Raw genomic sequence first — 21,927 nt, 5'->3', positions numbered from 1 at the left:
CTAAAACCCTTCTAGGAAGCGGCGATAAACCCCGTCATTGGCAGGGGCAAAGCCCGCTATCCCTGCTTCTGGAAGCTGCCCGGCTTCTTGCAGGCGTTGCAGCAGATCCCGTTTCACCTCTGGGGCTAACCCCTTTCGCACCACCACGGGCGGGGGTGGGTCCTCAGGGCCCTCCCAGATGACCCGGATCCTTGCCTTTAGCTCTGGGTTCTTACGCTTTAGGGCATCCAGCACCATCCCGTCCAGTGCTGCCGCCTCTACCAGGCCCCGGATCACCGCCTCCACCGCCCGGTCATGGGCATAAGTGAAGAGGATCTTGCCCAGGTAGGCCTCTGGGCGGTAGCCCAACTTTTTGAGGGCTTGCATGGGGCGGATGTAGCCCGTGTTGGAAAGGGGATCCACAAAGGCCATGGTGGCCCCCACCAGGTCCGTAAGGCTAGCCCGTTGGGAGTCCGCCCTGACGATAATCACGCTCCGGTACCGGGTCCAGGGCGCGGGAACCGAGCTGGCAACCACCTCCCCGTAACCCTCTACCACCGCCTTGGCCGCGGCAAAGGTGCAGAGGAAGGCCACGTCAGCCTGGCCTTTTTGCAAAAGTTCCAGCACCTCCTTGTAACCCCGCCTTCCCAGGACCCGGGCCTCAGGCCAAAGGGTCTGGGCCAGAGTCCAGTAGGGGTAGCTCCTTTTGGGGGAAAGGATGCCCGCCACGGCGATGTGCAGCGGGGCTTCCTCCTCGAGGCGCACCTGGGGAAGGGGAACCAAGGGTCCGGCTTCCGGAGGGCGGGCACACCCTAACAGGAGGAGTACCAGGGGCCAGACCCGGGCCATGCCTATAGTATGGCCGGGTTTCCCCAGGACAAAGGTCCTAGAGCTTGTAGGTTTTTTCCCGAGGACACCCGTCCAGCTGGACTGTCGGAGAAACGCCGATGAAGGCCGCGTCCCCCTTTTCTAAGCTGCCTTTGGAGGTGGGTATGAGCGAGTTGGAAAGCCGCAGGGCCTTTTTGGAAAAGGTAGCCTCCACGGTCTTTGCCGGCATGGTGCTGGGAGGCCAGCCGGTGAAGGCCGGGGCCGAGCCGCTAAAGGTGGAACTTCCCCCAAGACCCCCGGATGGGCCCATCCTACCCGAGTTGGAGTACGAGGACGTCTTGGTGCGCATGCAGCGGGACCTGGAGCGGGCCCTGAACAAGGGCACCATCCCCAAGTGGGTGATGGTGATCGATACCCGCAAGTGCGTGGGCTGCCACGCTTGCACGGTCTCCTGTGCGGTGGAGAACAAGCTGCCCCCTGGCGTGGTCTACCGTCCGGTGATTGAGGAGCAGATCGGGAAATATCCCGAGGTGAGCTGGAGGTTCCTGCCCCGGCCCTGCATGCAGTGCGATAACCCTCCCTGCGTACCGGTATGCCCGGTGGGGGCCACCTGGAAGCGGGCTGATGGCATCGTGGAGATCGACTACGACGCCTGCATCGGTTGCCGCTACTGCTTGGTGTCCTGTCCCTATCAGGCCCGCACCTTTGACTTTGGGGAAAACTGGACGCAGGATACCCCCGGCCAAGGGCATATGCCCTACGAGGAGCTCCCCACCTTTGAGTGGGGGGAGGTGCACGTGCGCAAGGAGGCGGTAATCCCCCATAGCCCCGTGGGCAATGCCCGGAAGTGCAGCTTCTGCCTGCACCGGATAGAGCATGGGCTTTTGCCCCAGTGCGTGACCACCTGCATCGGCCGGGCCACCTTCTTCGGGGATGCTTCCGATCCGGAAAGCCTGGTTTTCCAGCTCATCCATCAGCCCAATGCCATGCGGCTTAAGGAGGAGCTAGGCACGGAGCCCAGGGTCTACTACCTGGTCTAAGGGGGTAAAGGAGGATGAGGATGCGCGCTTGGGGTTGGATCCTATACGGGGTTCTGGCGGCCATAGGCCTTGCGGGGTTCATTCTGCGTTTCGCCACCGGCCACCAGCTGGCGGGGTATGGCAGCTATGTGCCTTGGGGCCTATGGGTGGCCGCGTACATCTACTTTATCGGCCTTTCGGCGGGGGCCTTTTTGCTTTCCGCCTTGGTCTATGTCTTTGGGGTGCGCAAGCTGGAGCCCATCGCCCCCCTGGCCCTGGTGGTGGCCTTGGCCAGCCTGCTCATGGCCCTCATCACCATCTGGTTTGACCTGGGGCATTTGGAACGCTTTTACTACGTCTACCTGAGGCCCAACTTCCGCTCCATGATGGCTTGGATGGTGTGGCTGTACACCGCCTATGGCCTCCTTCTTCTTTCGGAGCTTTACTTTGCCCTGAGGCGGCACCTGCCCCGCTATGCGGATCGCCGGGGAGTTACGGGCTTTTTAGCCCGCCTGCTCACAAGGGGCCGGAAGACCCCCTTCACCGAAGAAGAGATCCACCGGGATGAGGGGATTCTCAGGGTTTTGGGAACCATCGGCGTGCCCTTGGCCATTGCCTTCCACGGGGGGGTGGGGGCGCTCTTTGGCACAGTGGTGGCCCAAGATCTTTGGCATAGCCCCATCTACCCCATCCTCTTCCTCACGGGGGCCCTCCTCTCGGGTGGGGCCTTGATGACCGCGGTGTACGTCTTCTTCTGGCCCAGGAAGGACGAACGTTGGCGGGAGATAAGCCTGCTTCTGGGCCGGGTGGTGTTGGGGCTCATCCTCTTTGACCTCCTCCTGGAGTGGGCGGAGTACTCCATCCCCATGTGGTATGGGGTGGGCCCGGAGTTCAAGGCCCTTTGGAACACCCTCTTTGGGCCTTTCTGGTACGTGTACTGGGTGTTCCATATCCTCCTGGGGGTGGTGGTTCCCGTCCTTCTGCTACTGGCTCTTGGACTCCGGGGCCGGATTGGCGCCATCGGCCTTGCCAGCTTCCTGGTGGCGGTTACCTTCTTGGCCATCCGCCTCAACCTGGTGATTCCCAGCCTGGTCCACCCCAAGCTGGAGGGCTTGGTGCATGCCTACCATGACCACCGCCTCACCTTTGTCTACTTTCCCACGTGGTTTGAGTGGAGCGTGGTGGTCTTTTCCGTGGTCCTGGGCTTTACCCTGACCTATGTGCTGGTGCGCATCCTGCCCGTGATTGAGGGCAGGCTTCTCAAGGAGGTGGCGTGATGCTTTCCAGGCGGGAACTCTTGAAGCTGGGGGTGCTTTCCGGAAGCGGGGTCCTTTTGGGCGAGAAGGCCACGGAGCTTCTTTCCCAGGCCGAGGCAGCGGCCCAGAGGGCTCCCGGTTTCTACCCCTTGAACGATCCCGAGAACCAGATTTACTCCGTCTGTTTGCAGTGCAACACCGGTTGCCCCATTAAGGTCAAGCTCTACGAGGGGGTGGCGGCCAAGATTGACGGAAGCCCTTATGCTCCTTGGACCCTCTACCCCCACCTTCCCCTGGAGACGTCTTTGGAAAGGGCGGCCAAGGTGGATGGGGGGATTTGCCCCAAAGGGCAGACGGGCTTGCAGACCGTGTACGATCCCTACCGCATCCGCAAGGTCTTGAAGCGGGCTGGCCCCAGGGGTAGCGGCAAGTGGAAGGAGATCCCCTTTGCCCAGGCGGTGAAGGAGATCGCCGAGGGGGGGAAGCTCTTCGCCGAGCTCGGGGACGAGCGGGACTACCCGGGCCTGAAGGAGGTCTGGGCCCTTAGGGACCCGGAGGTGATGAAGGCCATGAAGGCCCGGGTGGAGGAGATCTGGCACGAGAAGGACCCGGATAAGAAAAAAGCTTTGGTGGAGCGCTTTAAGGAGGAGTTTAAGGACCACCTGCACACCCTCATTGACCCCGACCACCCCGACCTCGGGCCCAAGAACAACCAGGCGGTCTTTGCCTATGGCCGCCTTAAAGCTGGGCGCAACGAGTTCTTCAAGTGGTTCTTCCAGAACAGCCTGGGTTCGGTGAACTTCCACGGGCATACCACCATCTGCCAGGGCTCCCTCTACTTCACGGGTAAGGCCATGAGCTACCAGCTGGCCTACGACGAGAAGAAGGGGGCGTACACCTGGACAGGGGGGGAGAAGTTCTACTGGCAGGCGGATCTCACGGGAGCGGAGTTTGTGATCTTCGTGGGAGCCAATATCTTTGAGGGGAACTATGGTCCACCCCTGAGGGTAAAGGAGGTGACCCAGGGAGCGGCCACAGGGAAGCTAAGGTATGTGGTGCTGGACCCTCGAGCCCAGAAGGGGGTGGCCCACGCCGTCAAGTGGATTCCCACCAAGGCGGGCTACGACGCCGCCGTGGCCTTTGGCATGATGCGTTGGATGTTTGAGAAGGGGCGGTTTGATGCCCGCTTCCTCTCTGCGGCCAACAAGGGAGCGGCCAAGGCCCTCGGCGAGCCCAGTTGGACCAACGCCACCTGGCTGGTGGAGATGGACGAGAAAGGTTTCCCCACCAAGCTTCTGCGCATGAGCCACCTGGGGATGGCCCCGGAGGTCCGCATCTTGGATGGCAAGGAGGTGGTCTTTGACCACCCCATGGTCCTGGTGCAGGGCAAACCCACCCCGGTAGACCCGCAGAGCGAGGACCAACCCGTCTTCGGGGACCTCTTCGTGGACACCACCCTTAACGGCATCCGGGTGAAAAGCGCCCTCCAGCTCATCCGGGAGGAGGCCTTCAGCCGAAGCCTGGAGGAGTGGGCAAAGTTGGCGGGCGTCACGCCGGAGGACATCGTCTGGCTGGCCCACGAGTTCACCCGCCATGGCAAGAAGGCGGTGGTGGATATCCACCGTGGGGTCAGCCAACACACCAACGGCTTCTACAACGCTTTCGCCTGGAATGTCCTGAACGCCCTGATCGGCAACTACGACCACCATGGGGGGTTTGTGCGCGCCAGCACCTACGACATCGTGGGCAAGAAGGCGGAAGGGCCCTTCTACATGGACAAGCTCCATCCCAAGAAGCTGGAGCCCTTTGGCATAAGCCTAATCCGCCACGAGGTGGAATACGAGAAGACCACCCTCTTTGAGGGCTACCCCGCTAAGCGGCCCTGGTTCCCCCATAGCTCGGATATCTACCAGGAGATCCTGCCCTCCGCAGCCCAGGGGTACCCCTACCCGGTGAAGATCCTCTTCCACTACATGGGCTCCCCTGCTTATGCCCTACCCGCTGGCCATACCCAGATCCAGGCCATGCTGGACCCCGAGAGGATCCCCCTGATCGTGGCCTTTGACATCGTGGTGGGGGACACCTACCTCTATGCCGACTACATCATCCCTGATCTCACCTACCTGGAGCGCTGGGAGTTCCACGGCAGCCACCCCAACGTGATCTGGAAGGTGCAGACCATCCGCCAGCCGGCCATACCCCCTATCCCTGAGGAGGTGGAGGTCTTCGGGGAGAGGATGCCCATCTCCGCAGAGGCCTTCTTCCTGGCCCTGGCGGAGTACCTGGGTATGCCGGGGTTTGGGGAAAAAGGCTTCAAGAACGGCATGCCCTTCCGCAGGCCCGAGGACTTCTACCTGAAACTGGTGGCCAACCTGGCCTTCGGGGAGAAGGCCGATGGCTCGGAGGCCGTGCCCGAGGCCGATGACCGGGAGCTGGAGATCTTCCAGAAGGCCCGCCGCCACCTGCCCCCTTCGGTGTTTGACCTGGAGAAGTGGAAGGCGGCCATCGGGGATGAGGGCCTCTTCCGGCGGGCCGTGTACGTCCTGAACCGTGGCGGGCGCTTCCAGCGCTTTGAGAAGGCCTTCAAGCCCGATGGCACCGTGGCCAACCCCTATGGCAGGCAGATCAACCTGTACTTGGAAAAGCACGCCAAGACCAAAAACAGCATGACCGGAAAGCCCTACTGGCCTCTGCCGCGCCTCTTCCCTCCCTACACGGATGCCTTGGGCCAGCCCATCCAGGATGGCGAGGATTTTGACCTCAACCTGATCACCCATCGCTGGATCACCATGACCAAGAGCCGTACCATTTCCAACTACTGGCTTCTCAACATCACCCCCGAGAACTACATCGCCATCCATCCCGAGGACGCCAGGCGGCTGGGCTTCAAGGATGGGGAGCTGGTCAAGGTGGTTTCCGCCAGCAACCCCGAAGGGGTTTGGGACTTGGGGCCCTTTGGCAAGAAGCCCATGGTGGGCAAGCTGAAGGTCATGGAGGGCATCCGCCCTGGGCACATCGCCTTCGCCCTAGGGTTCGGCCACTGGGCCTACGGGGCCAGCGACCTGGAGATCAACGGCCAGGTGATCAAGGCCGATCCCCGTAGGGCCGCGGGCATCCACGCCAACGCCGCCATGCGGGTGGACCCGGTGCTAAAGGATGTGGGGCTTTCTGACCTGACCGGGGGAAGCGCCGTCTTCTACGATTCCAAGGTGCGTCTGGTGCGCCCCACCCTCGAGGAGGCCAGGACCTATGGGGAGGGGGTGCGGAAGGCGGCCCTGGGTGGGCCGGAGGGGGTGAGCGCGGAGGAGATTAGGGAAAAGGCGCTGAAGGCGGCCCGGGGGGAGCTGGACCCCGAGGCCCTGCGGCGGGAGGTGGCCCTTAGGCTAGGGCTGGACCCCAGGGCCTAAGGAACGGAGGAAAAGCCCCAGGGGAGGGGGGTCCCCTGGGGCTTTTACCCTAGACATGGCGAGGCCGGGCCAGGTACATTTGTCCCGTGGACCCCGGGGCCCTTCTGGACCTCCTCAAGCGCCGCACCGGTTTTACCCAGGCGCATGCGGCCATGCTCCAAGAGTTGGGAGCCTTGATGATTCCTTTGGCCCCCGAGGTGGCCTTGGCCTTCTACGACTACTTGGGGCAGGATAGCGAGCTGAGGGAGATCCTCTACGGGGTACCCGGAAGGGTGGAGCGGCTTTACGGCACCTTCGCCCGCTGGTATGGGGAGCTTTTTACCGGTGTCTACGACCAGGCCTATGCGGAGGGGAGGAGGCGCATCGGCTTGGTGCATGCCAGGCTGGGGATTGGTCCGAGGGCCATGGTCCCCGCCATGGGCCTCGTGCAGGAGCTGTCCTTGGAGCATATGCGCTCGGCGCTGCGGGGCCCGGAAGTTTACGGGGCCGTGGAGGCCTTTGAGAAGATCCTTGCTATAGAGCTTGCCCTTATTGAGGAGAGCTACCTCGAGGCCCTCTCCTTGGGCCTGGCCCTGGGCCACCGGGACCTCAAGGAGGCCCTAGCCCAAGGGGCGGCCACCCTCCTCAAGGCTCCCGGGCCAGGTCGTTGAAGCGCACGTGGGCGGCGTGGAACTGGAGCTCTACCGTGCCGGTTGGGCCGTTGCGTTGCTTGCCCACGATGATCTCGGCGATGCCCGCCTTTTCCGAATGGGGGTTATAGTACTCGTCCCGGTAGATGAACATGACCAGGTCCGCGTCCTGCTCTATGCTGCCGGATTCCCTTAAGTCCGAGAGCATAGGACGCTTGTTGGGCCTGGCCTCCACCGCCCGGGAGAGCTGGCTTAGGGCGATGACGGGCACGTTGAGTTCCCGGGCCAAGGCCTTAAGCCCACGGGAGATGGCGGCGATCTCCTGCTGGCGGTTTTCCCCCTGTTTACCGGCCCCGGGGCCGGACATGAGTTGGAGGTAATCTATGATCAATAGGCCCACGTCGTGCTGGCTCCTAAGCCTTCTTGCCCGGGCCCTAAGCTCCATCAGGGTGAGGTCCGGGGTGTCGTCAATGTAGATGGGGGCCTCGGAAAGCCGGCCTGCCACGTCCACCAGGCGGGAGAAGTCCCGGTCTGTGAGCTGGCCCAGGCGCACCCGGTTCATATCAATCCGGGCCTCCGAGCACATGAGGCGTAGGGTGAGCTGGGAGGCGGGCATCTCTAAGGAGTAGATCCCCACCCCCACCCCCTCTTTTAGGGCGGCGTTTTGGGCGATGGTGAGGGCGAAAGCGGTCTTTCCCATGGCCGGGCGGGCGGCGATGATGTTCAAGGAGCCCGGGGCCAGGGTGCCGATGAGCTGGTCCAGCTCCTTGAAGCCGGTGCGTACCCCGGCCACCTCCCCCTTGTTTTGGAAGAGGGATTCTATGTGCTCAAAGGTTTCGTGCACCAATTCGCGAATGGAACGGGCCTCGGTGTCCGTTTGGGTAAGGGCCACCTCGAGGATCTTTTTGCCCGCGGTGTCCAGTATATCATCCAGGCTTCCCGCCTCCTCATAGGCCAGGCGCATGGCCTCCCCGGCTGCTTGGATGAGCTTTCTCAGGGTCCACTTCTCCGCCACGATGCGGGCGTAGTGCTCCGCATAGGCGGCGGTGGGCGTGGCCTCGGAAAGCTGCACCAGGTAGCTCAACCCTCCAACCCCTTCCAGCTCCCCCCGGCGGGAAAGCTCCTCCGCCAGGGTCACCAGGTCCACGGGCTTGCCCTGGGACCTTAAGGCCTGCATGGCCGCATAGATCTTGCGGTGGGCCTCGGTGTAAAAGGCCTCGGGGGAGGGGAGGAGGCCTTCCAGCTCGTCCAGGACATCCGAATCCAGGAGAATGGCCCCCAGGACGCTCTGTTCCGCCTCGAGGCTGTGGGGGGGAATACGTCCTTCCATAGCCATAAGCCCCATCAGGCTACGCCCTGGTCCGGGGGTTCTGCCAGGGGGACTTCCGTTAAGGGAAGGAATGCCTCTGCCAGACGAAGGTCGGGGCTCGGCCCTTAGGCTTCTCATGGGAGTTTTGTTAGGGTGGGGGGGTGCGCGGGATCCCGCTCCTTTTGCTGCTGCTGGCCTCCTGCCGCGCCCAGAGTCTTCCCGAGCCCTTTGCCACCTTGGAAGGAGGAAGGGTAGAGGAGGTGCGCCAGGTGGCCGCGGGAGGCGAAGGGTATGCCCGGATGCTGGCAGGCTGGCTCCTGGTGGACCAGGAGGAGGTGCCCTTGGCGGAGCGGGCGGAGTATGCGTGGCGCTACGCCCTCTTCCTGGAAGGGGTAAGGGCCTTTGAGCCAGGCTGGGAGGCTCGGGAGGCCTGGCGCAAAGCGGCGCGCCTTTTGCAGGAGGCCCAAGACCCCCGGGCCTTTTCCGCCTGGGAAAAGCTCCTTCCAGATAAAGAGGCCGTGGAGGCCCTCCTTTCCCTGGGTGAAGGGGAAAGGCTTTGGTTGGCCCTATTCCGGGGTAGGGCCTATGAGGCGCTGCTCAGGGTTCTTCCCGAGGGGGTACGCCCGGACCTCCGCGCCCAGGCGCTTTTGCGCTTGGGGCGCTTCCAGGAGGCTTTGCCCTCCTACCAAGCCTGGGCCCAGGAGGATCCCCGGGGGTACCTGGGTCTGGGCCATGTCCTTTGGCGGCTTGGGCGTAGGGGGGAGGCCTTGGAAGCCCTGGCCCGTTACGACCATCCGGAAAGCCGCTATGCCCAAGGGCGGATCCTGGAGGAGATGGGGAGGGTCCTCGAGGCGGTACAGGCCTACCGGCGGAGTACCCCCGAGGGCCTTTGGCGGGCTGCGGGGCTTCTAGAGCGGCAAGGCCTTAAGCGGGAGGCCCTTCCCCTTTACCTCACCTTGGCCGGTGGGAGCAGCCCTTACGCCGATGACGCCGCCCTAAGGGCTTATGTGTTGGCGGGGGGGCTGGGCTTGACCGGGGTGCAAGGGGAGGCCTTTACCCTCCTCAAGGGGGGGCTTGGCCTCCTTGTGGGCAAGGAACCCGAGCCGCCTCCGCCTGCCCCTTCCCTTCCGCTACCCCCAGAGGCGTCTACCGTGGAGGCCCTCCGCCTCGGGGGTAAGGAGGCCTGGGCCCGGGGGGTGGTGCGCTACGCCCTTTGGCAAAGGCCCAAGGATTGGCCGGCCTTGGTGCCCCTCCTTTACCGCTTGGGGGCTTACCGGGAGGGTATCCGGGCCGCCTGGCCCACCGCCATGGCCTATCCCCGTCCCTACCGGGAGTGGGTGGAAGGGTATGCCCGAAAGGAAGGCCTTGACGCCAATCTGCTGTACGCCCTTCTCCACGTGGAAAGCCGCTTTGACCCCCTGGCGGTAAGCCCCACGGGGGCCTTGGGCCTGGGCCAGTTCCTAAGGAGCACCTGGGCGGATGTGGCCCGCATGCTGGGGGAGGATCCCGCCGATCCTTTTGATCCCGAGGCCAGCATCCGCTACGCCGCCCGCTACCTGCGCTGGCTCCTGGAGCGCTGCGCCGCCTACAGGGGTCTGGAGCAAGTGGCCTGCGCGGTCACCGCCTATAACGGCGGCATCGGCTATACCCTAAGGGGCCTCGCCCGGGAAGGGAACCTCTACGCCTTCCTCCGCTTCCAAGATAGGGACGAGCCCCGGGAGTACCTGGCCCAGGTGCTTTCCGCCTATGCCGCCTACTGGGCTATTCCTTAGCCTGGCGCAGGCCCCTTTCGGTCCAGGCGATAAGGGGTTTTAGGGCGAAGGGGGCGAAAAGGGTGGTGAAGACCACCATGAAAAGCACAATGGCATACTCCTCCTCGTTGACCGCTCCCGCGGCCAGCCCCAGGGCGGCCACGATCAACCCCACCTCTCCCCGGGGGGCCATGCCCACCCCCACGGTTAAGGCCGAGCGCACCCCTTGGGTCAGGGCCCCCAGGAACCCGCCCAGCACCTTTCCCAGGATGGCGATGACCGTGACCACGCTTCCCGCCGTCAGGGTGGCGGGAGAAACCAGAGCGGAAAGCTCCAGCCGTACCCCCACCATGGCGAAGAAGATGGGGGCTAAGAAGCTTTCAATAGCGAAAATAGGCTCTTCCAGCCGGTACTTCTCCCGCACCTCGGAAAGGAGCATCCCTCCCAGGAAGGCGCCTACGATGGGGGCCAGGCCGATGGAAGCGGCCAAGGCCGCCATGCCGATTCCCAAGGCCAGGGCGAAGCCCATGGGGCTGCCTACAGGAAGCCTCTCCAAGGGTAGGCGGGCAAAGAGGGGTGACAGGGCCACGGCCAGCCCCACGAAGACCACGGAGAGAAGGATGAGCTGCAGGATGGCACCGGTTTCCACCTGCCCGGTTTTGGCCACCCCGTTCACCACCGCCAACACGATCAGGCCCAGCACGTCGTCGATGACGGCAGCTCCCAGGATTACCCGGGCGTAGGGGCGGGAGAGCACTCCAAGCTCCTGCAGCACCCTGGCGGTGATCCCCACGCTGGTGGCCACCAAGGCGGTGCCCAAGAACAAGGAAGGCAGGGTGGCAAAGCCGATTTGCAGGCCAAAGAGGTAACCCCCCAGAAAGGGGAAGGCCACCCCCAAGACGGCCACCAAGAAGGCCTCCTTGCCCACGGCGAGGATATCCTTAAGCCGGGTTTCCAAACCCACCATGAAGAGGAGGAAGATGGCCCCGAGCTCGGCGATGAACTCCAGTATCTCGCCCTCGTGCACCAGGCCCAAGAGGGCCGGGCCCACCAGGACGCCGGCCAGTACCTCCCCGATGACCACGGGCTGGTTAAGGCGCCTAAATAGAAAGGCCAGCAACTGGGCTGCCACTATGAGATAGAAGACCTCCAGGATGTGCCCGGCTCCGTGCATCACTGCCTCCTAAGGATGAGCTTGAGGAAGTCGCTACGAGTTAGGATGCCTACCACGCGGTTTTCCTGGTCCGTCACCGGTAGGTGGCGGATGTCGCTTTTCAAGAGGGCCTCCAGGGCCTTTCCCACGGGGTCTTCGGGGTGGATGCGGGGCAGTTCGCTGCGCATGACCGCCTTAACCGGGGTTTGCTGGTAACGTTGGTAGATGCTTTCTAGAAAGTCACCTGCTACCCACTCGCCGAAAAGCTGTAAGGCTTCCACATCGGAAAAGGGTATGTTCTCAGGGCGGGGTAGGAGTTCCTCCACCTGGAGTAGCCCCAGGAGGTGCCCCTCCCGGTCCACCACCGGCAGGCTACCGTAGCGTTTTTCCAGAAGCTTCCGGGCGGCCTCCTCGAGGGTGGACTCAGGTCCGATGGTCTCGGGGTTTGCGGTCATCAGGTCGGCTACCTTCATGGGCCCAAGTTTACCAGCGCCGCCACCTTGGGGCAAAGCGCCGAGCCAGGAGGGCGCCGAAGAGGAACCCTCCCAGGTGGGCCCACCAGGCTACCCCGGGTAGGCCCAAAAGCCCCTGAAGGAGCTGGAGGAAGGCCCAGTACCCGATGTAGAAGCCTGCGGGAAAGGTGACGAAAAGGGGAAAGATGAAGAGAATTACTGAAACCACGTAGGCTCGGGGAAAGAGGATGTAGTAGGCTCCCAGTACCGCGGAAACCGCTCCGCTGGCCCCGATCATGGGGAGGGTGGAGGTAAAGGAGAAAAGCCCCTGGGCCAAGGCGGCGGCCAGGCCTCCCAAGAGGTAGAAGAGAAGAAAGCGGCCGTGTCCCATGCGGTCTTCCACGTTGTCCCCGAAAACCCAAAGGAACCACATATTGGAGAGGATATGAAAAAAGCTTCCGTGGAGGAACATGCTGGTGAGGAGGCGGTAGCCCTGGCCCACCGGGTCTTGAAAGAATAAGGCGGGGATAAAGCCATAGGCCTGGGCGGACCATTCCAATCCCACGGAAAGCTGCCAGAGAAAGGCCAAGGCGTTGAGGAACACCAGGCCCTTGACCACGAAAGCGGGCCGGCGGGCGTGGTTGATGTCGTAAAGGGGAAACACCTAAGGCCTCCTGGGCTCTTGGTGGCGGTAGGGTATGGGCACGTACTGCACGCTGGGCTTGCCCCCCTGGGCCTGGGGGTAGAGGTCCATGAGCTCATAGACCTCGAGGGGCATCTCCGTGCTCACGGGAAGGCCCATCTCCCGGGCCTGGGCCACGTCGATGGGGTAGTCGTGGGTCCAGGTGCCCTGGGAGAGCAGGGTGGCCACCTCCTCAGCCCGTTCCTCGGGCAGGCGCTTCAAAAGCAGGTTTTTCACCGTGGCCTTCACCTGCTTCAGGGCCTTTTCCGCCATGTCCGCCAGGATCAGGGTCTGGTCGTCAATCTCCTGGATGGGCTTCTTCTCCAACACCTTGAGGATGCTGGCCGCAGGGTACTGGCCCAGCTGGGGATCCACAGGGCCCAAGACGGCGTTTTCATCCATGACGATCTCGTCGGCGGCTAGGGCGATGAGGGTTCCCCCCGACATGGCGTAGTGGGGCACGAAGACCGTGACCTTGGCGGGGTGGCGCAAAAGGGCCTCGGCGATCTGCTCCGCCGCCAGGACCAATCCCCCCGGGGTGTGGAGGATGAGATCGATGGGCACGTTCTTGTCGGTGAGGCGGATGGCCCTTAGAACCTGTTCCGAGTCGTCGATGCTGATGAAACGGCTTATGGGGATTCCCAGAAAGTTAACGGCCTCCTGGCGGTGGATGAGGGTGATGACCCGGCTTTTCCGCTTGCGTTCCAACTCGGCCATCTTCCTGGCCCGGGCCCCTAGGAGCATCTGTTGTTGTAGGTAAGGGGTGAGAACGGAGAGGATGAAGAAGAGCCAAAAGAGCTGGAAGAAGATTTCCATGGGAAAAGCATATACCAGGGGCGCTAGGGAATACGGGCCGGGCGGCTTTGGGTTTCCCGTAGGAGAATCCTTCCCAGTTCGGGGGCGAAGCGGGTGAGCACGGCTCCTAAGGGGATGGATACCAGCACCAAAAGCACCGCCACCTGCGCCACCAGGGGGTAACCTTGGGCCTGGGCTAGGGCACCCAGGACCAGGTTGAACTCCCCTCGAGGCACCAGGTAAAAGGCGCTATAAAGCCGGCGCTTGCGGGAGAGCCCCGCCCGGGCCCCTCCCAGGTAGTTAAGGGGAAGCTTCAGCAAAAGGCCCAGAAGGGCTAAGGCGACCACCGCCGGGGTTAGGCCCTGGAACAGGTCCCGGGCACTTGCCCCCACCACCAGGAAGAAAAGGGCCACCCCCAGGTCCCGCACCGGACCAAAAAGCCGCTCAAACCGCTCGCGAAGCCCTAAGGAGGCGGCCAGGCTTCCTGCCAGGAAGGCGCCAAGCCCCACCGAGGCCCCCGCTGCTTGGAAGAGGAGGGCGGTTCCGGTGGTAAAGGACGCCCCCAAGAGGAGCACCAGTTCGTCGGAAAGGTTCTCCATGAACGTAACCAAGGAAGGACCAAGGAAGCGACCCAGACTCAGGTAGAGCCCTGCCAAAAGGAGGCTGAGGACAAAGCCTTGGAATCCCTGGCCCCCCAAGAGGGCCAGGAGGACCAGGATTACCAGGTCCTCCAGCACGGAAACCCCCAGGACCACCTCGCTTTCGGGGTTGGCGGCCCGGCGCAGGTCAATGATCAGCTTGACGATCACGGCACTGGAGCTCACGTAGATGGCCCCCGCCAAAAGGGCGGCGCCGCGCAGGTCCAGCCCGAAAAAGAGTCCCAGAAGAAAGCCTAAAGGCAGGGCTAAGGCATCGTAGATACCCGCTTGAACGGCTTTGCCCGATAGTCCCCTAAGCCGGTCCGGGCCGAACTCCAACCCCACGGAGAAGAGGAGGAGGAGAAGCCCTAAGGAGGGGAGGGGCTCCAGGTCTTGCACCGGCAGGGCCTTGCCCATGAGAAGCCCGGTGAGGAGGTAGACGGGCAAGGGAGGAAAACCAAAACGGTGGACCAAGGCCGCTCCGAAGGCTAAAAGCCCTGCGGCTAAGGCAAAGGCCTCCACGGAGGGGTGCATTAGAGGGTCCTCATCAGGGCTTCCACCGCCTCGCGGCTTCCCGCCACCACCAGGGTGTCCCCCACCTCGAGGACCACCTCGGGCGAAGGGTTGGGGATTAGGGGGGCCCCGGGCCGGTCCACGGCCAGGAGGTGGGCCCCCGGCGGCAGGGTAAGCTCGGCCAGCCGTTTTCCTGCCAGCTTGGAACCGGGCAGGACCTTGATCCATTCAATGACCTTCTGCCCCAGCTTGCTTTGGGTGTCCCCCACGGCCTCGGGATGGAAAAGAACCCCCGCCAAAATGGCTCCCAGCTCCCGGGCCTCCTCGTCGGTAAGGTCCAGGGCCATGATGGGCTCATCCCCATCCTCTCCGGCTTCAAAGTACTGGAGCTCCCGCTTCCCCGAGTGGTGGACCACGATGACCAAACGGTCGCCGCTTTGCACCGTGATGGTGAACTTCCGTCCCACCCCGGGAAGCACCGCTTCTTCCACCCTCATGCCCGCCTCCTAGGGGGAAACTGCACCGCCAGGGTGCGCCCAGCCACCAGGGCCAAAATGCCCAAGGCCCAGAGGAAGAGGTCTAGGCCCGATAGTTTTTCCGCAAAGAGGAGGAGGAGAAGCTCCCGCAAGGCCAGGGCCACGCCGATTTCCATCAGGACCTCGAGGCGCACCCTTTCAAACTCAAAATAGTCCACGAAAACCCGTACTAGCTCTAGAACAATGATCAGGCTCAGAACGTTGGTAACCAGCTCCTTAAGGCCTAGGCGCACGGTGGGCTCGGTGAGGGTGAGGCCTAGTTCCAGGAAGGTGCGCCCTACCCCCACGAAAAGACCGATGAGCAGGGCCACCACCACCAGGTTGAAGACCAGGCGGGTGGCCCGTTGGTAGAGGGAGAGGAGGAGGTCCTGGTTCATCTCAGAGGAGGAGGTTAAAGACCCGCTCCGCCCGCTCATGGTGTTCGGTTTGCGGGTTCTTAAGCCCAGGGTCCAGCTCCTTTAGCACCCGGGCATAGGCTACCACCAAGGCCCCGGCGATTTCGGGAAGAAGGTTGCGGAGATCCTCGGAGATTTCCAGATCCAAAGGGGGAAGGGCTGCCAGGTCCTCCAATACCGGCTTGAGCTCCAAAGTGGTGTCCATGGCCCGGAACTCGCGAAGGGTTTCCTGAAGCCCTTTGGTGATGGGTACGTCGGGTTCAAAGATGATATCCCGGCCGTTGTACTTGGCGTGGCGCTCGGCCACCACCAGCAGGTCGTAGATCTTGTTCCGGAGAAAGTCCGAAAGGCGTTTAAGGTCGTTCTTGTCCACGTCCAAGCCCGCAGCCAGGCGGAAAAGCTTCTCAAACTCGGCCACTTTCATCAGCATGGTCGTTCACCTCCAATGATGGCCAACTGGGGTCCGAACCCCCACCACGAAACCTCAAGCCTAGGGGTTAGCCCAGGGCTCGCCAGGGTAACCCTCCTTAACCTTCCACCACAGGAATCCGCACCGGCGGTTCGGCCTCCCGCTTCTCCCGGGGGATTTTCACCTCCAGCACCCCCTTTTGCAGGCGGGCCTCGAGGCCCTCCTTCTTCGCATCCTTGGGAAGGAGGTAAGCCCGGTAGATGCGGCCATAGACGATTTCCGAGAGGTGCTTGGTGCGCTTCTCCTCCTTTTTCTCCCCTTCTATGACCAGCTGGTCCCCCTCGAGGCGCACCTCCAGGTTCTCCGGGCCCAGGCCCGGGACCTCCACCCGCAAAAGGTAATGGCCCTCGTGCTCGGAAAGCTCCGAGAGGGGCTCCAGGGTTTCCCCTTCTTCCTTGAAGACCTTTTCCAGGGCTTCTTCAAAGGCTTTCCGCACCCGGTTACGGCCAAAGGGCCAAAGTTTCTCCAACATACTCCCCTCCCTTAGCAGGCAAGGCGGGGCCCCGCCCCCGGGCGGGGCCCTCCTGCCTAGCGGACGTTCCCCGTCTCCAGCTTCCTGGCCCTCAGGTCCAGGAGGCTATACTCACCCTCGGAGAGATCCCCTGGTACCACCACCCAACTGGCCCCCAGTATTTCGTGCTTCTGCCCCTTGCCGGCGGTGATGACCAGGAGGGGGTTATGGGTCTTCACCAGGTGGGCCACCTCGTGGGAGCCGGCATCGCCCAGGCCCTTGTGGTAGGGGTTGGTGTAGAGGAGGAAGATCTTGGGGTAGTCCTTGAGGTCCCAAAGGGCCTTCAAGTGGTACTCTGCCACCCAGGCGGGGTAGCGCAGGGCCTCTTCCTCCTCGGGTTCCCCGTCGTCGGTGATCTCCCCGCCCACCCCGGCCACCAGGTAGGGACCTTTCCAGAAGGTGAAGGTTTCGTGGACGTTGCGCATCTCGGGCCGCACCAGCTCAATGTTGGCCGCCTCCCTTAGGTATTCCCAGATGGGGGCGTCCTGGGGACCGGGGATGTAGGCGGTGGGGAGATGGGCCTCGGCGAGGATGCGGAAGAAGGCGGCGTAGTCGCGGCTTTTGGCCGTCTTGGGCATGAGGTTACCCACGATGGCCAGGGCGTCCGCCCCCGTGTCGGGGGCCAGCTTCACCAGCTTTTCCAGGGCCTCGAGGTCGCCCATGGGGTTAGAAGTGGCCAGGATGTACCGCGTGGTCCGCCGCATAGCTCACCTCCTATTCCACCTGCACCTGGATCTTCTTGGGCTTGCTTTCCTCGGCCTTAGGCACCAACAGGTGGAGCACGCCGTGGCGGAACTTGGCCTGCACCCGGGAGAGGTCAAAGGTGCTGGGCACGTTGAAGCTCCGGGCGAAGGTGCCATGGGGACCTTCTAGGCGGTGGTAGGCCACGTTTTCCCGTTTCTCAAAGGGGCGCTCCGCCTTCACGGAAAGCACCCCTTCCTCCGCCACCACCTCCACCTTTTCCGGCTCCACCCCCGGCAGGTAGACCAGAAGGTGCAAACCGGCGTCGTCCTCCAGGATGTCCACCGGGGGAGCATAGACCCTGGGCCCCTGCTGGGGGGTCGTGCCGAAAGCCCTTGCCAAGCGCTCTTGCAACTCCTCCAACTCCCTGAATGGATCGAACCGTACCATCCTCCTCACCTCCTTTCACCACCTCAGGAGCGCGGCCATGCCGCCACGCTCCAGAAGCTGCTTTTCTGCCTCGCCCCGGACGAACTCCAGCTTAGCGGCGTAGCCCGTGGCCAGCTCGGGCAGGACCACGGCCAGGGGTTTGGCCTCGGGGTTTTGGCAGTGGGCCAGGGCCCGAGCCTCGTCGGGGAAGAAGATCCCGTCGCAGGCGTACACGGTTTGGTCCAGGTGCCAGGGAAGCACCCAAAGCTCAACCCGACCTTCCTGAACCCTTTCCAGGACTTCCAGGCCGAAGGCCACCTTGGGATAGGCTTCCTCCAGCTTCTTGAGTAGCTCTACCTCGCCCTTGCGCTCCATCTCCTCCAGGACAGGTTCCAGTCGCTTGAGCACCTGGCCGGGGCTGACCCCGGGATGGGGCAGGGAGGGAAGAAGGGCCACCACCTTTTCCTTAAGGCGTTTGGGCAGGTAGCCCAGGAAAAGCTTGGTGTGCTCCTCGGGGCCCATGAGGATGAGGCGGGTGAACCCACGTTCCTCCGTAAGTTTCTCCAGCTCGTGGCTCAGGTTCTTGTAAAAACGTTCTTCCCAGGCGGCCAAGCGCTTGGCGAAGAGGTCCTGGCCTGCCCCGCCCCGGGAGATGCCCGCCAGGTTGAAGCGGCGTCCCGGGGCATCCAGGGAGAGCCGCCGCCAGGCCTCGGTGTCCAAGGCCAAGAAGGCGTCGCTCACCTCCTGGACTTCACCCAGGAAGATTTCAAAAACCCGCCAGCGCTCCTGGTCCAAATAGACCACCCCGTAGCGCTCGTACTCGTCCAGGGCGTAGATAAGGGGGAGGAGGAAGGGCTCGCCGTAGTGGGCCAGGGCCCCGTCCGTAAAGAAGCGGCTTTCCTTTTCCCCTAGGAAGGTGGTTTTGAGGCTGGAGACCAGGGGCAGTTCCACCTGCAGCAACAGGGTTTCAAAGACCTTCTCGTTGGCGAAGAAGACGGCGGTTTTTGCCTCTAGAACTTGGTTTTTCAGCACCTCCAGGATCCTTTCCTGCAGGTCCTGGGGCACCTTGAGGGCCTTCATGGCGTCCTTGGCCCTTAGGGCGTAGGCCCGGTTGGCGTTTTCGGGCTTGGCGGGGTTGAGGTCCAGGTAGAGGGAGAGGACGGGTCCCTCCTGCACGGTGAGGGTTTCCTTGATGCGCCGGATGTCTTCCTTGCCGATCATAGGTTACCTCCTAGAAGAGCCACTGCTTTGCGGATGGCCTCTTGGTTGAGTTTTTCCTCATGGCCGAGCCGGGTGAAGAGGGCCTCGAGGTCCGGGTCGGGGAAGGTGCTTTCCAGGTAGTAGGCCCGGTCAAAGCCCTCCTCGGAGAGGAGGTGAAGAAGGGCTTCCCAGCCTTCTTCCTCCACCTTGGGGGTAGGGGGGAGGGGGGCCTGGAGGCGGCGCAAGACCTCGGCGATGGCTTCGGCATGGGCCCGCTCCCGCTTGGCCACCTCCTCCAAAAGGGCCCGGATGTGGGGGTAAGGGACCCTTTCCAAAGCCCTTTCCGCCCGGAGGGCATCCAGGAGTTCATCCTGGTAGGCCTGTTTTAGGACTTCCACCCGATCCATACCCCCTCCTTTCCTAGGCCTGCACCGGGGCTTCCGTGCGGAAGACCAGACCCGTGGGGCCTGCGTCCACCACCACCAAATCCCCCTCCTTGATCTCCCCGGCCAGGATCTTCACCGCCAAGGGGGTCTCCAGCTCCCGCGCTATTACCCGTCTCAAGGGCCTGGCCCCGAAGACGGGGTCGTAGCCCCGCTCGGCCAGGTAGTCCTTGGCGGCCTCGGTGAGGGTGAGGGTGATGCGCTTTTCCAAGAGGCGGTTTCTAAGGCTTTGGAGCTGGATCTCCACGATGCTCTGGATCTGCTCCCGGGTGAGGGGCCGGAAGACCACGATCTCGTCCAGGCGGTTTAGGAACTCGGGGCGGAAGTGCTTTTGCAACACGGCGAAGACCTCCTCCCGGATGCGCTCGTAGGGTTTGCCTTGCTGGATCCCCTCGAGGATCAAGGGGCTTCCCAGGTTAGAGGTGAGGATGATGACGGTGTTGCGGAAGTCCACGGTGCGCCCATGGGAGTCGGTGAGGCGGCCGTCGTCCAGGATCTGGAGGAGGATGTTGAAGACGTCGGGGTGGGCCTTCTCAATCTCGTCAAAGAGGATGACCGTGTAGGGGCGGCGCCTTACCGCCTCGGTGAGCTGCCCCCCTTCCTCGTAGCCCACGTAGCCCGGCGGGGCCCCGATGAGGCGGCTCACCGCATGCTTCTCCATGTACTCGGTCATGTCAATGCGCACCATGGCCTCCTCGGTGTCAAAGAGGGTGGCGGCCAGGGTCTTGGCCAGCTCGGTCTTGCCCACCCCGGTGGGGCCCAGGAAGAGGAAGCTCCCGATGGGGCGGTTGGGGTCCTTGAGGCCGGCCCGGGCCCGCCTTATGGCGTCGGCCACGGCCCTTATGGCCTCCTCCTGGCCCACCACCCGCTTGTGGAGCTCCTCCTCCAGCCTTAAGAGCTTCTCCCTTTCCCCTTCCAGAAGCTTAGAAACGGGAATCCCGGTCCAGCGGGATACGATCTCGGCGATGTCCTCCTCGGTCACCTCCAGGCGCACGAAGCGGGCGTTTTTGAGCTTCTCGGAGAGGGCCTCCACTTCGGCCTCGAGGCGGGGAAGCTCCCCGTAGCGGAGCTCCGCCGCCCGGTTCAGGTCGTACTGGCGCTCGGCCAACTCAATCTGGCGGCGTACCTCGTCCAGGCGTTGCTGGGCCTCCCGGAGCTTCCTCAAGATCTCCCTTTCCCGCTCCCACTCCGCCTTCAGCCTATCTATCTCCTGGCTGAGATGGGAGATCTCCTCCTCAACCCTTTTGAGCCTTTCCTGGGAGTCCGGGTCCTTTTCCTTCTTCAGAGCTTCCCGCTCAATCTCCAGCTGGAGCCTTCTCCGCTCCAGGGCGTCTATCTCCTCGGGTGCGCTTTCCAGGGCCATGCGCAGGCGGGCTGCTGCCTCGTCCACCAGGTCAATGGCCTTGTCGGGTAGGCGCCTTTCCGTGATGTAGCGGTGGGAGAGGACGGCGGCCGCCACTAAGGCGGGGTCGGAGATGCGCACCCCGTGGTGCACCTCGTACTTCTCCTTGATGCCCCGGAGGATGGAGATGGTATCCTCCACGCTGGGTTCGTCCACGTAGACGGGTTGGAAGCGCCGTTCCAAGGCGGGGTCCTTCTCAATCTGCCGGTACTCGTCCAGGGTGGTGGCGCCGATGAGCCGGAGCTCTCCCCGGGCCAGGGCGGGCTTCAGCATGTTGCCGGCGTCCACGGCGCCCTCCGCCTTTCCTGCCCCCACCACGGTGTGGAGCTCGTCAATGAAGAGGATGATTTCCCCCTGGGACTGCACCACTTCCTGGATCACCGCCTTCAGGCGCTCCTCAAACTCGCCCCGGTACTTGGCCCCGGCCAGAAGGGAGCCCATTTGCAAGGAGATGATGCGCTTGCCCTTCAGGCCCTCCGGTACGTCCCCCTTGACGATGCGTTGGGCCAGGCCCTCCACGATGGCGGTCTTGCCCACCCCGGGCTCGCCGATGAGCACCGGGTTGTTCTTGGTGCGCCTTAGGAGGATCTGAATGGTGCGCCGGATCTCCTCGTCCCGGCCGATCACCGGGTCCAGCTTGCCCTCGGCCGCCAGCTTGGTGAGGTCAATGCCGTATTGTTCCAGGGCGTTGTAGGTGCTTTCCGCGTGTTCCGTCTGCACGGTTTTACCTCCTCTCAGTTCTTGTAGGGCTTTCTTCAGGGCGCCTTCTTCAGGGAGGTGGGGTTGGGCAAAGGGCTCGGGCCTCGAGGCCTCCGCTAGGGCCAGCACCAAGGTGTCCAGGGCCACGAACCGGTCCTTTAGCTCTCCCATGAGGGCTTCAGCCCGGTCCAAGGCCCGGGCCAGCTTCTGGGATAGATACTGGCCCACCTCGGCCCCCTCCACCTTGGGTAGGCGGCCCACCTCCCGCTCGGCACTCTCCTTGAGGGCCTGGGGGTTACCCCCTGCCCTCTCCAAAAGCCGCCAAGCCAGGCCCGTGGGGTCCTTAAGGAGTACGGCCCAGAGGTGGGGCAGGTCAATGGCCTGGTGCCGCATTTCCCGGGCCAGGACTTGGGCCTGGGCCAGGGCTTCACGGGCGGCTTGGGTCCAGCGCTCCAGGTTCATACCCCTTGCCTCCTACTGGCTTAATCATATCAGTTGATATGAATGGTGTCAATAGACTTGAACAGAACATGCGCTAACTCTTGCCGCTTACGCTGGAGAGGGTTCGCCAAAAGGAAGGGAGGAAACGCCCTTTGCTCTTGATTATACAGGGAAGGATTGGGCGGGATGTCCCAGCCTGGGTGGGTCCTTTCCCGGGGCGTTTGGGACGGTGGAGGCCGCCGGGATGGGCTTAGAGGAAAGGGGGGTGTGGGGGGCTATAATCCCCCGGTTTGCAAACCGGGGATACATG

The 21,927-nt window shown here is 63.2% G+C and carries 21 protein-coding genes; 5 read left to right on the top strand and 16 right to left on the bottom strand.

The genetic code is table 11. The features are described 5' to 3' along the window. Positions 1-828, bottom strand: coding sequence for a PhnD/SsuA/transferrin family substrate-binding protein (locus L0D16_RS09580; RefSeq protein WP_243031686.1), 828 nt, complete (start codon positions 826-828; stop codon positions 1-3). A gap of 143 nt (positions 829-971) precedes the next feature. On the opposite strand from L0D16_RS09580, the gene L0D16_RS09575 reads away from it, so the two are divergent. The 4 genes from L0D16_RS09575 to L0D16_RS09560 all read left to right on the top strand — a co-directional run bounded on the left by L0D16_RS09575 (position 972) and on the right by L0D16_RS09560 (position 7,139). Further along, positions 972-1,847, top strand: coding sequence for a 4Fe-4S dicluster domain-containing protein (locus L0D16_RS09575; protein ID WP_243031685.1), 876 nt, complete (start codon positions 972-974; stop codon positions 1,845-1,847). A 20-nt stretch (positions 1,848-1,867) separates the two neighbouring features. Further along, the gene (gene nrfD / locus L0D16_RS09570; RefSeq protein ID WP_243031684.1) at positions 1,868-3,103 is read left to right on the top strand and encodes an NrfD/PsrC family molybdoenzyme membrane anchor subunit; all 1,236 of its coding nucleotides are present in this window, start codon (positions 1,868-1,870) and stop codon (positions 3,101-3,103) included. After that, positions 3,103-6,489: a molybdopterin-dependent oxidoreductase gene (locus tag L0D16_RS09565; RefSeq protein WP_243031683.1), complete on the top strand. Its 3,387-nt coding sequence runs from the start codon at positions 3,103-3,105 to the stop codon at positions 6,487-6,489. The genes nrfD and L0D16_RS09565 overlap by 1 nt, the downstream gene beginning before the upstream one ends. An 86-nt stretch (positions 6,490-6,575) precedes the next feature. After that, entirely contained in the window at positions 6,576-7,139 is a 564-nt protein-coding gene (locus tag L0D16_RS09560; RefSeq protein ID WP_243031682.1) for a protoglobin domain-containing protein, read from the top strand. Here the strand turns inward: L0D16_RS09560 and dnaB are convergent. Further along, positions 7,114-8,448, bottom strand: coding sequence for a replicative DNA helicase (gene dnaB, locus L0D16_RS09555; protein ID WP_243031689.1), 1,335 nt, complete (start codon positions 8,446-8,448; stop codon positions 7,114-7,116). The genes L0D16_RS09560 and dnaB overlap by 26 nt on opposite strands. A gap of 140 nt (positions 8,449-8,588) precedes the next feature. Between dnaB and L0D16_RS09550 the strand changes: the two genes are divergently transcribed. Then, on the top strand, positions 8,589-10,199 hold the full coding sequence (locus L0D16_RS09550; protein WP_243031677.1) for a transglycosylase SLT domain-containing protein: 1,611 nt from the start codon (positions 8,589-8,591) through the stop codon (positions 10,197-10,199). Here L0D16_RS09550 and L0D16_RS09545 read toward each other — a convergent pair. The 14 genes from L0D16_RS09545 to clpB all read right to left on the bottom strand — a co-directional run bounded on the left by L0D16_RS09545 (position 10,189) and on the right by clpB (position 21,638). After that, positions 10,189-11,352, bottom strand: coding sequence for a cation:proton antiporter (locus L0D16_RS09545; RefSeq protein WP_243031663.1), 1,164 nt, complete (start codon positions 11,350-11,352; stop codon positions 10,189-10,191). The genes L0D16_RS09550 and L0D16_RS09545 overlap by 11 nt on opposite strands. After that, positions 11,352-11,804 (bottom strand): CBS domain-containing protein, encoded by a 453-nt coding sequence (locus tag L0D16_RS09540; RefSeq protein ID WP_243031654.1) that lies wholly within the window; start codon positions 11,802-11,804, stop codon positions 11,352-11,354. The genes L0D16_RS09545 and L0D16_RS09540 overlap by 1 nt, the downstream gene beginning before the upstream one ends. 10 nt (positions 11,805-11,814) lie before the next feature. After that, positions 11,815-12,447 (bottom strand): rhomboid family intramembrane serine protease, encoded by a 633-nt coding sequence (locus L0D16_RS09535; protein WP_243031647.1) that lies wholly within the window; start codon positions 12,445-12,447, stop codon positions 11,815-11,817. Then, positions 12,448-13,281 (bottom strand): SDH family Clp fold serine proteinase, encoded by an 834-nt coding sequence (locus L0D16_RS09530; protein WP_243031645.1) that lies wholly within the window; start codon positions 13,279-13,281, stop codon positions 12,448-12,450. It abuts the gene before it with no gap. Between the two features lie 23 nt (positions 13,282-13,304). Then, positions 13,305-14,432, bottom strand: a complete 1,128-nt coding sequence (locus L0D16_RS09525; RefSeq protein ID WP_243031644.1) for a cation:proton antiporter — start codon at positions 14,430-14,432, stop codon at positions 13,305-13,307. Next, positions 14,432-14,908: a cation:proton antiporter regulatory subunit gene (locus tag L0D16_RS09520; protein WP_243031636.1), complete on the bottom strand. Its 477-nt coding sequence runs from the start codon at positions 14,906-14,908 to the stop codon at positions 14,432-14,434. The genes L0D16_RS09525 and L0D16_RS09520 overlap by 1 nt, the downstream gene beginning before the upstream one ends. Beyond that, positions 14,905-15,324 carry a phosphate-starvation-inducible PsiE family protein gene (locus tag L0D16_RS09515; RefSeq protein ID WP_243031629.1) on the bottom strand — a complete coding sequence of 140 codons (420 nt, stop codon included), beginning with the start codon at positions 15,322-15,324 and terminating at the stop codon, positions 14,905-14,907. The genes L0D16_RS09520 and L0D16_RS09515 overlap by 4 nt, the downstream gene beginning before the upstream one ends. Before the next feature lies 1 nt (position 15,325). Continuing rightward, entirely contained in the window at positions 15,326-15,772 is a 447-nt protein-coding gene (locus tag L0D16_RS09510; protein WP_243031627.1) for a DUF1931 family protein, read from the bottom strand. A 97-nt stretch (positions 15,773-15,869) separates the two neighbouring features. Next, the gene (locus L0D16_RS09505) at positions 15,870-16,283 is read right to left on the bottom strand and encodes an Hsp20/alpha crystallin family protein (RefSeq protein WP_243027648.1); all 414 of its coding nucleotides are present in this window, start codon (positions 16,281-16,283) and stop codon (positions 15,870-15,872) included. Between the two features lie 56 nt (positions 16,284-16,339). Beyond that, entirely contained in the window at positions 16,340-17,026 is a 687-nt protein-coding gene (locus L0D16_RS09500) for a metallophosphoesterase family protein (protein WP_243031625.1), read from the bottom strand. A 10-nt stretch (positions 17,027-17,036) separates the two neighbouring features. Beyond that, on the bottom strand, positions 17,037-17,453 hold the full coding sequence (locus tag L0D16_RS09495) for an Hsp20/alpha crystallin family protein (protein ID WP_243031623.1): 417 nt from the start codon (positions 17,451-17,453) through the stop codon (positions 17,037-17,039). 15 nt (positions 17,454-17,468) lie between these two features. Next, complete coding sequence (locus L0D16_RS09490) at positions 17,469-18,653, bottom strand: VLRF1 family aeRF1-type release factor (protein WP_243031615.1); 1,185 nt, start codon at positions 18,651-18,653, stop codon at positions 17,469-17,471. Further along, a complete protein-coding gene (locus L0D16_RS09485; RefSeq protein ID WP_243031613.1) occupies positions 18,650-19,039 on the bottom strand; it encodes a ferritin family protein in 390 nt (129 codons plus the stop codon). Before L0D16_RS09485 ends, L0D16_RS09490 begins: the two co-directional genes overlap by 4 nt. A 13-nt stretch (positions 19,040-19,052) precedes the next feature. Then, complete coding sequence (gene clpB / locus L0D16_RS09480; protein ID WP_243031611.1) at positions 19,053-21,638, bottom strand: ATP-dependent chaperone ClpB; 2,586 nt, start codon at positions 21,636-21,638, stop codon at positions 19,053-19,055. Positions 21,639-21,927 lie beyond the last annotated feature (289 nt).

Origin of the sequence: Thermus altitudinis (genome assembly GCF_022760835.1) — a bacterium.
GTDB lineage: Bacteria > Deinococcota > Deinococci > Deinococcales > Thermaceae > Thermus > Thermus altitudinis.
The sequence above is the reverse complement of the archived record's forward strand: the minus strand, read 5'-3'. Positions and strand labels throughout refer to the sequence as shown.